The sequence below is a fragment of the Phytoactinopolyspora endophytica genome (assembly GCF_004138495.1).
GTDB classification, from domain to species: Bacteria; Actinomycetota; Actinomycetes; order Jiangellales; family Jiangellaceae; genus Phytoactinopolyspora; species Phytoactinopolyspora endophytica.
The window spans coordinates 320453-334247 of record NZ_ML142850.1 but is presented as its reverse complement, the minus strand read 5'-3'; the positions used below and the strand labels follow the sequence as shown (position 1 = coordinate 334247).

12 protein-coding genes and 2 pseudogenes are annotated in these 13795 nt (G+C 66.8%); 7 read left to right on the top strand and 7 right to left on the bottom strand.

Annotated elements, in window-relative coordinates; genetic code table 11:
* The 5 genes and pseudogenes from ELR45_RS42485 to ELR45_RS04855 form a co-directional block, all read left to right on the top strand.
* A pseudogene (locus ELR45_RS42485) lies at positions 1–122 on the top strand (ABC transporter substrate-binding protein); the annotation flags it as partial.
* Positions 123–274: 152 nt separating this feature from the next.
* Positions 275–1186 (top strand): carbohydrate ABC transporter permease, encoded by a 912-nt coding sequence (locus tag ELR45_RS04870; RefSeq protein ID WP_165367515.1) that lies wholly within the window; start codon positions 275–277, stop codon positions 1184–1186.
* 56 nt (positions 1187–1242) lie between these two features.
* Positions 1243–2097 carry a carbohydrate ABC transporter permease gene (locus tag ELR45_RS04865; protein ID WP_129664236.1) on the top strand — a complete coding sequence of 285 codons (855 nt, stop codon included), beginning with the start codon at positions 1243–1245 and terminating at the stop codon, positions 2095–2097.
* A gap of 192 nt (positions 2098–2289) precedes the next feature.
* On the top strand, positions 2290–5037 hold the full coding sequence (locus tag ELR45_RS04860; protein ID WP_165367484.1) for a CBM35 domain-containing protein: 2748 nt from the start codon (positions 2290–2292) through the stop codon (positions 5035–5037).
* 176 nt (positions 5038–5213) lie between these two features.
* The gene (locus ELR45_RS04855) at positions 5214–5915 is read left to right on the top strand and encodes a DUF3800 domain-containing protein (RefSeq protein ID WP_165367483.1); all 702 of its coding nucleotides are present in this window, start codon (positions 5214–5216) and stop codon (positions 5913–5915) included.
* Positions 5916–6113: 198 nt separating this feature from the next.
* Here the strand turns inward: ELR45_RS04855 and ELR45_RS04850 are convergent, their stop codons facing one another.
* Positions 6114–7067 (bottom strand): helix-turn-helix transcriptional regulator, encoded by a 954-nt coding sequence (locus ELR45_RS04850; RefSeq protein ID WP_129663899.1) that lies wholly within the window; start codon positions 7065–7067, stop codon positions 6114–6116.
* 64 nt (positions 7068–7131) lie between these two features.
* Here ELR45_RS04850 and ELR45_RS04845 point away from each other — a divergent pair.
* Positions 7132–8246: pseudogene (locus ELR45_RS04845) on the top strand (epoxide hydrolase family protein).
* A 217-nt stretch (positions 8247–8463) separates the two neighbouring features.
* Here ELR45_RS04845 and ELR45_RS04840 read toward each other — a convergent pair.
* On the bottom strand, positions 8464–8904 hold the full coding sequence (locus ELR45_RS04840) for an LLM class flavin-dependent oxidoreductase (protein WP_129663897.1): 441 nt from the start codon (positions 8902–8904) through the stop codon (positions 8464–8466).
* Between the two features lie 264 nt (positions 8905–9168).
* On the opposite strand from ELR45_RS04840, the gene ELR45_RS36925 reads away from it, so the two are divergent.
* On the top strand, positions 9169–9462 hold the full coding sequence (locus tag ELR45_RS36925; RefSeq protein ID WP_129663895.1) for a GYD domain-containing protein: 294 nt from the start codon (positions 9169–9171) through the stop codon (positions 9460–9462).
* A gap of 33 nt (positions 9463–9495) precedes the next feature.
* Here ELR45_RS36925 and ELR45_RS04830 read toward each other — a convergent pair whose 3' ends face one another.
* From ELR45_RS04830 to ELR45_RS36920, 5 genes are all read right to left on the bottom strand, one after another.
* Positions 9496–10941 carry an acyl-CoA carboxylase subunit beta gene (locus ELR45_RS04830; protein ID WP_129663893.1) on the bottom strand — a complete coding sequence of 482 codons (1446 nt, stop codon included), beginning with the start codon at positions 10939–10941 and terminating at the stop codon, positions 9496–9498.
* A complete protein-coding gene (locus tag ELR45_RS04825; RefSeq protein ID WP_129663891.1) occupies positions 10941–12206 on the bottom strand; it encodes a beta-ketoacyl-[acyl-carrier-protein] synthase family protein in 1266 nt (421 codons plus the stop codon). Before ELR45_RS04825 ends, ELR45_RS04830 begins: the two co-directional genes overlap by 1 nt.
* Before the next feature lie 5 nt (positions 12207–12211).
* A complete protein-coding gene (locus tag ELR45_RS04820) occupies positions 12212–12457 on the bottom strand; it encodes an acyl carrier protein (protein ID WP_129663889.1) in 246 nt (81 codons plus the stop codon).
* Positions 12458–12550: 93 nt separating this feature from the next.
* Positions 12551–13567 (bottom strand): beta-ketoacyl-ACP synthase III, encoded by a 1017-nt coding sequence (locus ELR45_RS04815; RefSeq protein WP_129663887.1) that lies wholly within the window; start codon positions 13565–13567, stop codon positions 12551–12553.
* Positions 13564–13795 (bottom strand): biotin/lipoyl-containing protein (locus ELR45_RS36920; RefSeq protein ID WP_205855977.1); only part of this gene is annotated, 232 nt, incomplete at its 5' end. The genes ELR45_RS36920 and ELR45_RS04815, both read right to left, overlap by 4 nt.

Sequence of the window (13795 nt, the reverse complement as noted above, 5' to 3'; positions counted from 1 at the left end):
CGGACCTGTATCTGAACCTGGCTGACATGCTCAATGGCGCGATGACGCCAGAAGAGGTGGCGTCCGCTACACAGTCCCAGTTCGCGCAGCTGGCCGAGGCCGCCGGCGCGGAAGGCTTCTAGAGCGACCGGGTGGTGCCGCGCCTGGAGTCTCTTCCGCCCGGCACCACCCGGCAGCAACGTCTAACGGCAGTCCCCACGTCGAGGAGGACTTCAGGGTGGCCATGACACACGGCACGGACGTGGACGCGGAACGTCGCGCGCCGGCCCGCCGGATGCGGTCCCGCCGCCCGGACCATCGTCACAGTGCGCAGGCCAGGGCGGAGAAGAACAACCATCCAGGGCGTTTCCTGGTGCCCGCATTCGTGGTGCTGGGCATCTTCTTCTTCCTGCCGACCGTGTACAACTTCGTCTACGCCTTCACCGACTGGTCCGGGTTCAAGAGTGAGATCAACTTCGTCGGCTTCGACAACTTCCAGAATCTGGCGTCGAGCGGGACGCTGTTCTCCTCGCTGCGCATCACCCTCGTCTACGCGGTGCTGGTGGCGATCTTCCAGAACGTCTTCGGCTTGGCCCTGGCCGTCCTGCTGGAGCGCGACACTCGCCTGAACAGGTTCGCCCGGGTGTGCTTCTTCATCCCCGTGGTGATGTCGGCGCTGGCGGTCGGCTACATCTTCCAGGCGCTGCTCAAGCCGGAGGGCGCGCTCAACGGCGTGGTCGGAGCGGTACTGGGCACGGACGTCACCGTGGCCTGGCTGGGCAGCACCACCTGGACCATCGTGGTGGTGGCGTTGATCCACGCGTGGAAGTGGATGGGCCTGTCGATGCTGATCTACCTGGCGGGCCTGAAGACCATGCCGGAGGACATCCTGGAGGCGGCGCGGATCGACGGCGCGTCGACCTGGAAGGCGTTCTGGGCGGTGCGCTTCCCCCTACTCGCGCCGGCAGTGACGTTCAGCGTTGCCACTGCTCTCCTCGGCTCGATGAACGGCTTCGACATCGTCCAGGCCACCACCGAGGGCGGGCCGGCCCGCACCACCGAGATCCTGAACATCTTCATCTACCGCACCTTCGGTCAGGGCCTGTTCGCGCAGGCGACCACGATGAGCCTGATCTTGTTCCTCATGGTGGTGGTGCTGGCGTTCCCGGTGATCCGGACGCTGCGCAAGCGAGAGGAGGTCCTGTGAGCGGAGCGCGATCAGGAGCATTGAGCACGACCCTGTCCGGCACCGGGCACCGCTCGATGCGGGACGGGCCGGCCGGCCGATCCAAGCGCCGCCGTAGTTTCGCTGCACGAGCCCAGCCGGTCGTCGTGATTCTGCTGGTCGCCCTGTTGGTCGGGGTGCCGCTGTGGCTCGTCGTCGCGACGGCGGGTAAGTCGCAGGGTGAGGCGCTGACACCGGACTTCTCACTGCCGACCGAGTGGCACCTGTTCGGCAACATCGCCGAGGTCTGGGACCGGGGCCGGGTCCCGGCCGCGTTCGCCGGCAGCATGCTGGTGATGGTGCCGGCCGTGTTCGGGGTGCTGCTGCTCGGGTCGATGGGTGCGTGGGTGCTGGCCCGGCGAAGCAGCCGGTTCTTCGCCGTGCTCTACGCCGGGGCGATCAGCGGCATCGTGCTGCCGCCGGCCGTCGTCACCATCGTGCTCTTGCTGCGGCAGCTCGGACTGGCCGGATCCGCCGTCGGGATGATCGGCGTGTACATGGGGATCTACATGTCGACCGTGGTCTTCTTCGTCACCGGGTTCATCCGCACCATCCCGGTGCAGCTGGAGGAGGCCGCGCGAGTGGACGGGGCGGGACCGGCGAAGGTGTTCGCCCGGATCATCCTGCCGCTGCTCCGGCCTGTGCTGGCCACCGCCACCATTCTCATCTGCCTGTACGTGTGGAACGACGTCTTCTACGCGTTCTTCGTCATCGGCGGGCGGATCGACACGCTGCCGCTCAATCTGTTCCAGGTGGCCAGCGCCGGACTGTATCTGAACAACTGGCACCTGATCTTCACCTACGTCGTCGTCATGAGCCTGCCGCTGGTGGTCGTGTTCATCGTGGCGCAGCGCCGGATCATCTCCGGCATCACCAGCGGTGCCGTCAAGTAACCATCCACCCGACCGGCCATACCGAGAGTCTGCGCCCGACCAGCACGGCGAGAGGAGGCCGCGACGCCCGCCGGGCTCAGTCGACAAGATCATGATCCCTTTCAGGCCCAAATAGGGGCTCAAAACGGAACATGATCTTGATCATCAAGCCTGCCGATGTCTGTTCACCTGCCCAAAGAAGGGGAGATTGACATGCGAAGATGGATCACTCCGATCGCGGCGCTCAGTGTCGCGGTCTCCGGCACGATCGCGACGACGACCATGCCCCATCAGGAAGCGCGCGCCGACGGCGCCCAGGAACTCCGGGTCGACCTCGGCGACCGCACCGGCGAGTTCCTCGGGGCCGGAAACGGCGTTCTGTACGGGCTCAGCGACGACGGCGTGCCCAGCGACAACACGCTGGAACCACTGCGGATGCACAGCATCGCGCAGAAGCCGCCAGCCGGTGCCCAGCACCCGAACGGCGACGCGCTCGTCGTAGGTGAGCCGTTCTTCCGCACCGGCGGCGAATATGTCCAGATCTACGTGCAGGACATGTACGAGGAATGGACGTATGAGAACGTCGGCGGGGAGATCCCCTGCAACGACGTCTGCTTCGACGACTACATGCAGAAGCTGGCCTGGGTGGTCGACCAGGTGTCCGGCAGCCCGCACGCGGACCGATTCGTCTACGTGCCGTTCAACGAGCCAGATCACATCTGGTACGAGCTCAGCACCGGCAACGACGCGCTGTATCAGGAGCGTATGGAAGCGTTCCTGGATCACTGGAAGACCGCCGTCGAATACATCCGGGAACACCACCCAGGTGCCCGGGTGGCGGGGATGAACGACGCGACGTTCCGGGAGCGCAACTACCGCGACTTCCTGACCTTCGCCCGGGACAACGACGTCCTGCCCGACGTCACAGCCTGGCACCAGCTCCCGTCGAACAGCCTGGATCCGGCCAGCTCCAACTACTTCCGTGACACATACGCGGTGTACCGCGCTCTGGAGGAAGAGTTGGGCATCGAGGAGATCGCGATCGAGATCAATGAGTACGCCGGCAACCGCGACCTCACCGTCCCGGGGCAGCTCGTGCAGTGGGTCGCGATGTTCGAGGAGGCGAAGGTGGCCGCGGGCGGCAAGGCCTACTGGACCGCGGCCGGCGGGCTCGCCGGTGACGTCGTGCAGACCAACAAGCCCGGCGCGGGCTGGTGGTTCTACAAGATGTACGCCGACATGCGCGGCGGTGACACCGTGGCGGTGACTCGCCCCGACACCACCAGCCTGGATGCGCTCGACGGCATCGCCTCGGTCGACGACGACCGTCGGCAGGCCAGGATCGTCGCCGGCGGCACAGCCGATGACGTCGACGTCGTCGTCGAGAACGTCGACCCGGAGATCTTCGGTGACACCGTGCACGTGCGGCTCGCGGCGACGACGTGGAGCGGTCAGAACTCCGACGCACCGCCGCCCGAGGTGTTGCTCGAGGACGACGTCGCGGTGAAGGACGACGGGACGGTAACGGTCCCGGTGCGTGGGCTCGGCGTTGAGGGCGACGGTGGAGCGAACGTCGATCTGATGTCGGCGTACGAGATCGTCCTGTCGCCGGGTGGCGTCGGCACTCGCGGGCCGGTGGAGCGGCCGTGGCGGGCGTCGTACGAGGCCGAAGACGCGACCATCACCGCCGGTCAGGTGTATACCCAGGGCACGCCGCAGAACTGGAACTCTGCCGCAGCGTCCGGCAACCGCGACGTGGGCTCGCTCAACCAGGAGAACAGCGCCGTGACGTTCGACGTCGAGGTGCCGGAGGCGGGGGAGTACCGGCTCGGCATCATGTACGGCAACCAGACCGGCCAGCCGTCGCAGCAGGTGCTGTCGGTGAACGGCGAGCAGGCCCAGTTCGTCGACTACGAGGCCACCATGAACTGGACGTGGCGGACGCGGAAGGGCGTCACCGTCGACCTGGAGGAGGGACAGAACCAGATTCGACTGGCGACGTCGCATCCGGAGCTTGGCATAGCGGTGGGCGAGGCGACCCTGGACTGGATCGACCTGGAGCGCGTCACCAGCCATGACGCCGTGACCCGGTACTACGAGGCCGAGCTGACGCAGTACGACGGCGCGGTCGAGTTCGGCTACGACCACCCGGAGCAGTCCGGCGCAGGGCACATCTCCTTGCGGCGCGGCGCGGAGGCGACCTTCGTCGTGTACGCGGAGGAGGACGGGTACTACGACGTGGACTTCCGCTACTCGGGCCCGGGGCGGCCGGGCTCTGCGGCCGGGCAGGTCAGCCTGGACCGGCGTGCCGTTGACGGAGCGGTGCTGCGCTCGGCGCCCGGCGCGTCGTTCTGGGACACCCAGACCGAGCGGTTGTTCCTTTCGGCCGGGGTGAACCGGGTGACGGTGGAACAGGCCGGCCCAGCACCGCTGCGGTTGGACGGATTGACCGCGACGCGAGCGTCGTCTGGGCCGCAGCCGGTTCAGGCGGTGGAAGCGGAAGATGCGGCGCTGTCCGGCAACGCCGCGGTGGAGAGCCACTCTCACGCGTCGGGCGGGCAGTACGTCGGCGATGTCGGTCAGGGCCCGGAGAACCGTGTCACGCTCGAGGTTGAGGCCGACGTCGCGGGTGAGCACATGCTCGTCGTCCACTACGCCAACGACGAGCGGGACACTGGCCACCCGTACAACGCCGACATCATCTCCCGGCCGATCGACATCTCCGTCAACGACGACGAGCCGAGGAGGCACTGGTTCAAGAACACCTGGTCCTGGGGCAACTGGTGGGCCAGGGGAGTGCCGGTGACGCTTGAAGCGGGGATGAACGAGATCACGCTGTACAACGACCCGGCGAATAGCGCCGCGGCGCCGGGCTGCCCGGAACCGTGCATGCCGGCGCTGGACAGCGAGTGGGCGCCGAACCTCGACAAGTTCGAGATCGCACCCATCCGCATCGACTGACTGCCGAGAACTGATCGCGCACAGGCGCCCTGCACTTTGTGGGGCGCCTGCCCGCGTTGAGAAGCTATAGGGCTCGTCCAATCGCATTGGAGGGCAGTAGAGAGCGGTTGCACGTGTTGGCGGCGTGTAAAATCCACTTGCCTATTGATCTTCATTGCAAGAGGACTCTCATGCTCTTGACCTACCTGGACGAGTCATACTCGCGTCATCATTACTACATCGCGGCACTGTGCTGCCCTGACGGGCAGGCGCAGTCGCTGGCGACTGCTCTTGATGATGTTGTAGCCGATGCGTCCCGCAACTTCGGCGTCGCGCTACACGCCGAGCTGCACGGGCACGCCATCTCTAGCGCTTCTGACGCTTGGTTCTGCATGAAGAGGCAGGTCCGAGCACGCATCCGGATCTATGAGCGGGCGATGCGCGTCATCGGTGAACATGATGTGTCTGTCATCCTGCGTGGCGTCGACGTCGCACGCCTAAATGCCCGCTACCGCGACGCCGCCAGACCACATGGGGTAGTGCTCCAACACGTCATGGAAAGGGTGAATGCGTATGCGCGTTCTTGTGACCCGATGCAACGCGTGCTGCTGATCGCAGATGAGATCGACGGGCAGGACACCTATCGTCAGAACCTGTGGGACTACCGTCGAGCGGGCACTCCCGGGTACCGATCGAGCAAGCTCGAACAGATTGTCGACACGATCCACTTCGCGCCGTCGCATGCGAGTCGGCTAATCCAAGCTGTAGATCTTGTTGCCTACATGCATCACAGGCGTATGAGCGTGATTGAGGCAGATCACCGCGCTGTCCTAGCCAACCAGCAGATCTGGAACAGGATCTCGCACCGGGTCGTCCACGAGTGGGAATGGGTGCCGTAGTTGCACGAACGCCCCGCACTTGGCGGGGCGTAAGGCTGGGCGGGAGGCCCTCAAGAAGTTTGAGGACGAGTCACCGCTGTTATGACTATAGCGACTCCACGGAACCGCGTGCAAACCCCCGACCCCCGGTCTCGGTCTGCGTGTCAGATCGGCGTCAGCGGCGCGGTATGGGCGACGAGTGCGACATCGGCGACCAGATCAATCCGGGGTAGCGCGGTGGAATCTCGCGGCCGCGGCCCGGAGATGGTCTGCCAACTCAGGCGGCTCGCGAACGGTGAAGTCGACCTTCAGTGCACCGAGCAGGAACGCCACACCGTGCAGGTCGTCCGCGCCGAGATGCAGTAGGCACGTATCGTCGTCGACCCGTTCGATGCGGCCGTGGACCATGCATTCTTGTGCCTCCTGTGATGTGGCTGGCGTGTGGAGAAGGACGGTGGCCCGGCACGGCCACAGGTCGGAAATCCTCCCGGCGACGAACGCTGCTGCGTCGCTGCCGGGCAGCTCCCGGGGCGTGAATCGGAGCCCGGATGGTGTCCACGGGCGGAGCCTGTCGATCCGGAACGTGCGCCAGTCGTCGCGATCGAGATCCCAGGCAACCAAGTACCAACGGCGGCCCCAGTTCACCACTTCGTGCGGCTCGATCACCCGCGTAGTGTCCGTGCCACCCTGGTTGCGGTAGTTGATCCGCAGCTGTTCACGGTTGCGGCACGCCGCGGCGACGGTGGCGAGCACATCGGGATCGACCGTGGTGGTGGCCCAGGGCGGCTGTACCCTGGTGAGCTGCAGGTCGTGCAACTGGTGGCGCAGCCGTACCGGCAGGACCTGCCTCAGCTTGACCAATGCTCGCAGCGCGGTCTCCTCGACGCCGGTGACTCCGCTGGCGGCCGCGGTCTGCAGCGAGACCGCTACCGCGACGGCCTCGTCATCGTCGAGCAGCAAGGGTGGCAGGTCTTTTCCTGCGTCGAGACGGTAGCCGCCGGTGATGCCCTTGCCGGCGTGCACCGGATAGCCGAGATCGCGCAACCTCTCAACGTCGCGGCGCACGGTCCTGGTGGTCACGCCCAGCCGGACGGCCAGTTCGGCGCCCGGCCAGTCGCGTCGGGTCTGCAGCAGCGTGAGCAGCCGCAGCAGACGGCCGGAGGTTTCCTTCATGACGCTGAATTCTGCCAGTACTAGAGGACCGGAACTGTCCTCTAGTGCGTCTACCGTCATCGACATGAGCGAATCCATCACACCTTTCCGCATCGAGATCCCGCAGGCCGACGTGGACGACCTCAACCGGCGGCTGGAGCATGCCCGCTGGCCGGCCGAGGTTCCCGGAGCCGGCTGGAGCCGTGGTGTGCCGGTCGACTATCTGAAAGAGTTGGTCGAGTACTGGCGCGCCGGCTACGAGTGGCGAGAGCACGAGAAGAGGCTCAACGAGCTGGCGCAGTTCACCTCCACCATCGACGGCCAGACCATCCATTTCCTGCACATCCGCTCGTCGCGACCCGACGCGTTGCCGCTGTTACTGCTGCATGGTTGGCCGAGCTCGTTCCTGGAGTTCTTGGACGTCCTCGAGCCGCTATCGGCGCATTTCCACCTGGTGGTGCCGTCGCTGCCCGGCTTTGCCTTCTCAGCGCCGCTGACGGCGGCCGGATGGACGACGACGGGCCGCGCCGCGTCGGCGTTCGCTGACCTGATGGCACGTCTTGGTTATGACCGGTACGGCGTCCACGGCGGCGACACCGGTGCACTCGTGGGCCCAGAGCTCGGCAGGCGGCATCCCGATCGCGTCGTCGGCGTGCACCTGAGCGCACTCGTCACATTCCCCTCCGGCGCCGACGGCGAGATCGACCAGCTGAGCGGCGCCGATCAGGAACGCTGGGCTGCCATGGAACAGTTCAACGACGGCTATCTGCAGATCCAGTCGAAGAGCCCGCAGACGCTCGCCTATGGGTTGCACGACTCGCCGGTCGGCCAACTTGCGTGGATCCTGGAGCAGTTCGCCGCGTGGACCGACTCTCCGGAGGGCCAGCCGGAAAGGCGATCGAGCGGGACCGGATGCTCACCAACGTGAGCCTGTACTGGTTCACCGGCACGGCAGGCTCGTCGGCGCAGTGGTACTACGAGGCGATGAACGATCCGGCCGGGTGGCAACCGACGCCGCGTGGCACGGTGCCGACGGCGGTTCTCTTGGCGCATTCCAACGAGGTGGCAATCCGGGCGTTCGCGGAGCGCGACCACAATGTTGTCCGCTGGACGGAGTACGAGCGGGGCGGTCATTTCTTCGCGGCCGAGGAACCAGACCTGTTTGTCGGCGATCTCCGGGAGTTCTTCGCCCCTGCCTGACGCGCCGCCTTTCACACGGCGAAGCCCACAACGCGATCGTGCGGCCGTCCTGCAATTCTCAACGTAGCCAGAACCAAGGCTGTGCGTGCGTGCAGTGTGTGACGACGTCCGCTGCTAGTGCTACGTCAGTGCAGGCCGGGTAGAACATCGGCTGCGATCGCCTCGACGATGGCCGGGTCAGCCGGGCAGCATGCGGGCGTCACTGATCGTGTAGTAGTCACCGTCGTAGGACGTGGCTGGCTGGCGCAAGAGCAGGTCCGTAGCGGCGACGAACTCGCTCAGCCGGGCCGCGCGCTGTGACCGGGGTTGGGGCTTCACCGCCGAAGACCTCTGCGTCGAATCCGGTACCGCCCGCCCCGACGCCGAGAGTGAACCGGCCACCAGAGATGTGGTCCAGCGTCATCGCTTCCTTGGCGAGGGTGACGGGATGTCGGATGGTCGGCGAGGCCACCATCGTGCCGAGCCGAACCGTAGTGGTGGCGGCGGCCAACCCGGTCAGCCACGGAGTCGCCGCATGCCAGGGGTGATCACGGTATCGGCGCCACGACAGGTGGTCGTAGGTCCAGATATGTGCATACCCCAGCCGCTCCAGGCGCTGCGCAAGTTTCACCGTCTCCGACCATGGATCGGTGGGAAGCAGCAACACTCCAACGCGCATTCGGCAATCGTAACGGCGGCGAGTACGCAGCCCGACTTGTTCGCCCACGACGTCCGTGTGGTCTTCGTGGAGCCGTACCGACGGCTGTTCCGGTTGCAAGGGGCGCACCGTCAGCCGTCAACCGGCCCACCGCTCGCGCGAGGCACATCATCGGTTTCGACCTCGGAGCATTCCCAACGCGGCGAACTCGGCGTAGCTTTTGAAGCATCGTCGTTGGCAAAAACGACCATGTCGGTGTGGAACAACCTCGCGGGGGTGAGGATGATGCCCACGTACATCAGCCTGATCAATTGGACCGATCAGGGTGTCCGGAACACCAAGGAGACCGTCGAGCGCGCAAAGGCGGCCACCGAGCTGGCCGAGCGTATGGGAGGAACGCTGAGGGACGTCTACTGGACCGTCGGCGAATATGACATCGTGTCGATCGCCGAGTTTCCGGACGACGAAACCGGGACCGCCTTCCTGTTGGCCCTCGGTTCCCAGGGCAACATCCGGACCTCAACGCTTCGGGCTTTCAATTCGGAGCAGATGACCGGGATTCTGGGCAAGCTCGGCTGACCGCGCGTTCGTGCTGCGCGCCACCTCGACGAATCAGAGCGGGATGTTGCCGTGCTTGCCGCGGGTGGAGGGGGCGTCGGCGATGGCGCGCGCCAACGCCGAGCGGGTCACGGCAGGCTCGACGACCTCGTCGACGACGCCGATCTCCATCGCCCGGTCCAACCCGCCTGCGGTGCTCTCGTGCTCCTCGGCGAGCTCGGCCTCCACCTGCGCACGCAGCTCGGGGTGGACCTCGGCCAGCTTGCGGCGGTGCAGGATCCGGACGGCGGCGACCGCGCCCATCACGGCGACCTCAGCGGTCGGCCACGCGAGCACCCGGGTAGCCCCGAGCGCGCGGGAGTTCATCGCGATGTACGCGCCGCCGTAGGCCTTCCGTGTCACCAGCGTCACACGCGGGACGGTCGCCTCTGCGAACGCGTGCAGAAGCTTGGCGCCACGGCGTACGACCCCATCCCACTCCTGGCCGACACCGGGCAGGTAGCCCGGAACGTCCACGATGACGACAAGAGGCACCCCCAGGGAGTCGCACATCCGGACGAACCGGGCCGCCTTCTCCGCCGACGTCGAGTCCAGACAGCCGCCCAGTCGCAGTGGGTTGTTCGCGATGACGCCCACGGTCCTTCCGCCCAGGCGGCCGAGCGTCGTGGTGATATTCGGTGCCCAGCGCTGATGCAGCTCCAGGGGCGTCTCGTCGTCGAGCAGGTCGCCGACGATCGGGTGCACGTCGTAGGCGCGCTTGGCCGACTCCGGCAGGTGCGCACCGAGGTCCGCGTCCGCAACGTCGTCGACCGCGATCTCGCCCTGGTTGCCCAGTAGCGACGACAGGTGCCGCGCCCGATCCAGCGCCTCTCGCTCGGTGCTGGTGACAACGTGCACGACGCCGGACCGGCGGCCGTGCGGCTCCGGACCGCCGAGCCGCAACATGTCGACGTCCTCGCCGGTCACGGACTTCACCACGTCCGGCCCGGTGACGAAGACCCGGCCCTCAGGGCCGAGGATGACGATATCGGTGAGCGCCGGTCCGTAAGCGGCGCCACCGGCGGCCGGGCCGAGCACCACCGAGAGCTGCGGGATGACGCCCGACGCGCGGGTCATCGCCTCGAAGATCAGCCCCACCGCGTGCAGCGACAGCACACCTTCGGGCAGCCGCGCGCCACCCGAGTGCCACAGCCCGATGATCGGTACACCATCGGCGAGCGCGCGCTCGTAGGCGTCGACCACCACCTTGCAGCCGTCATGACCCATCGCACCGCCCATGACAGTGGCGTCCGAGCAGAACGCGACCACGGGCGTGCCATGCACGGTGCCGACGGCGGCCAGCATCCCGCTGCGGTCGTCGGGGCTGATCAGCTCGAGCGAACCCTCGTCGAGCAGGGCCGCGAGCCGGTGACCCGGATTACGCGGATCTTCCTCCCGCGGAGGCTTGGCGGGCTTGCCCGCAGCCTGCGCGGGAACAGGACGGCTGGCAACGGCGGTCATTACTGCCTCCTGAACGCGAGGACGACGTTGTGACCGCCGAAGCCGAACGCGTTGTTCAGCGCTGCCGGGCGGGCGTCGTCGAGTTTCCGCGGAGCGTCACGGACGACGTCGAGGTCGATCTCCTCGTCGAGGTTGTCGACGTTGATGGTCGGCGGGATGAGTCCATGGTGCAGCGAGAGCACCGTCGTCATGGCCTCCACCGCGCCGGCGCCACCGAGTAGGTGGCCGATCATCGACTTCGGCGCGGTGACCGGGATGGTCGTGACACCGTCGCCGAAGACCTTGTGTAACGCCACCGACTCCGCCGCGTCGCCCACCGGGGTGGACGTGGCGTGGCAGTTCACGTGAGCGACCTCGTCGGTGCTCAAGTCGGCGTCTACCAGTGCCTTGCGAGTGGCCGCGATGACGCCCGTTCCGCCGGGCTCGGACTGGGCGATGTGGTGGGCGTCGGCGCTCATCCCGGCGCCGGCGAGCTCCGCGTAGACGCGGGCGCCGCGAGCTTTGGCATGCTCGGCCGACTCGAGGACGAACAGCGCGCCACCCTCACCGAGCACGAACCCGTCACGGTCCCGGTCGAACGGCCGGCTGGCGCGTTCGGGTTCGTCGTTGCGCTTCGACATCGCCATCATGTTCGCGAACGCGGCGATCGGCAGCGGTAGGATCACCGCTTCGGACCCACCGGCGACGACGATGTCGGCCCGTCCGGAACGGATCATGTCCAACCCGTAGGCGATCGCCTCCGCGCTGGACGAGCACGCACTCACCGGTGCGTGTGCGCCGGCCCTCGCCTGCAGCTCGAGGCTGACGTTGGCGGCCGGGCTGTTCGGCATGAGCATGGGGATCGCCAGCGGCGATACCTTCCGCGGGCCGTGCTCCTTGAGCAGGTCGTAGTTTCCCAGCAGGGTGTGCAGGCCGCCGATGCCGGAAGCGCACACCACCCCGACGCGGTCGGGGTCCAAACCGGCGTCCGAGGCGTTGCCCTCGTAGCCGGCGTCGGCCCATGCCTCGCGCGCCGCGACCACGGCGAACTGCGCCGAACGGTCGAGACGGCGGGCCTGGACCCGCGGGAGTGCTTCGGACGGGTCGACGGCTGCCGGTGCGCCGAAGCGCACCGGCATGTCGTACTCCTCGACCCAGTCCTGTGTGAGAGAGCGTGCACCGGACCGGCCGGCGAGAAGCGAGTCCCAGGTCGACGCGACATCGCCTCCGACAGGCGTGCTCGCGCCGAGCCCGGTGACGACGACGGAAACCTGGGTGCGTGCCATGGTGATCAGGCCTGGCCTTTCTCGATGTAGGAGACGGCGTCGCCGACCGTTGCGAGGTTCTTGACCTCGTCCTCGGGAATCTTCACCCCGAACTTCTCCTCGGCGGCGACCACGACCTCGATCATCGACAGCGAGTCGATGTCGAGATCGTCGGTGAACGACTTCTCGAGCTGCACGTCATCCGCGGGCACGCCGGTGATCTCATTGACGATGTCGGCGAGGCCGCTGCGGATCTCTTCGGTATTGGCCATCGGGTCGGCTTCTCCTTCAAGGGTTGATGCTGATTAACGATGAGCGGCCTCGCACGTCGTCGTGCTGGCGGCCGCCCGGCCAAAAGGCGATCCTCAGGGTATGCGTATCACCTGTCCGGCATAGACGAGACCCGCCCCGAATCCGATGATGAGGGCAAGGTCACCACTTGTGGCCTCGCCGGTCTCGAGCATCCGCTCCAAGGCGAGTGGGATCGACGCGGCCGATGTGTTGCCCTGCTGGGCGATGTCGCGGGCGATCGCGACCTTCTCCGGCAGCTTCAGCGAACGCGCCATGGCGTCGGTGATGCGCATGTTGGCTTGGTGCGGCACGAACAGGTCGAGCTCGTCGATGGTGATTCCGGCGGCGTCGATGGCTTGCTGCGCCGCCTTCGCCATCTCGTACGATGCCCATCTGAAGACCGGGTTGCCGTCCATGACCAGGTGCGGCATCCGCGGCCCACCCTCGCCGAAGAGCGCTTCCCGCCACTCTTCCCGCTGCCTGATCAGATCCAGATGCTGGCCATCGGAGCCCCAGACGACGGGGCCGATGCCCTGCTCGTCATCACTGTTACCTGGGCCGACGACGGCCGCACCCGCACCGTCGGCGAAGATGAACGCCGTCGAGCGGTCGTGGATGTCGGTCAGGTCGGAGAGCCGTTCCACGCCGATCACCAACACGTGCTCGGCCGTGCCGGAGCGCACCATGTCCGAGCCGAGCGACAGCCCGTAGCAGAATCCGGCGCAGGCCGCGGAGATGTCGAACGCGGCCGCATGGTTGGTGCCGAGCTTGTGCGCGATCTGCACGGCGGCTGCCGGGGTCTGGTACAGGTGGGTGACCGTCGCGACGATCACGCAACCTACCTGCTCCGGCCGGACGCCCGCGTCGGCGAGCGCCTTGCCGGCGGCCGCGACGCTCATGGAGATCACTGTCTCGTCCTCGGTCGCCCACCGGCGGTTCTCGATGCCGGAGCGGGTGCGGATCCACTCGTCGGAGGAGTCGATGTTCTTGATGATCTCGTCGTTGCTGATCACCCGGGACGGCCGGTACGCGCCGATGCCTAGTATCCGCGTCGGCCGGGCCGATGCCGGAACCTTGATCGAGCCGCTCATGATGCCACCGCCTCAGGGTGCAACCGGATCAGAGGCTGACCCGGTGCCACCGGGTCACCATCCTCTACCAGCCATTCCAGCACGGTACCGCCGTGCGTGGCACGCACTTCCAGCGAATCGCGCAACGAGTTGACCTTCCCGACGACGTCGCCCTTCGCCAGCTGGGCGCCGACGTCGAGCGGCTCGGCGTTGAACGAACCCTTCATCGGCGCGACGACGAGACGCCAG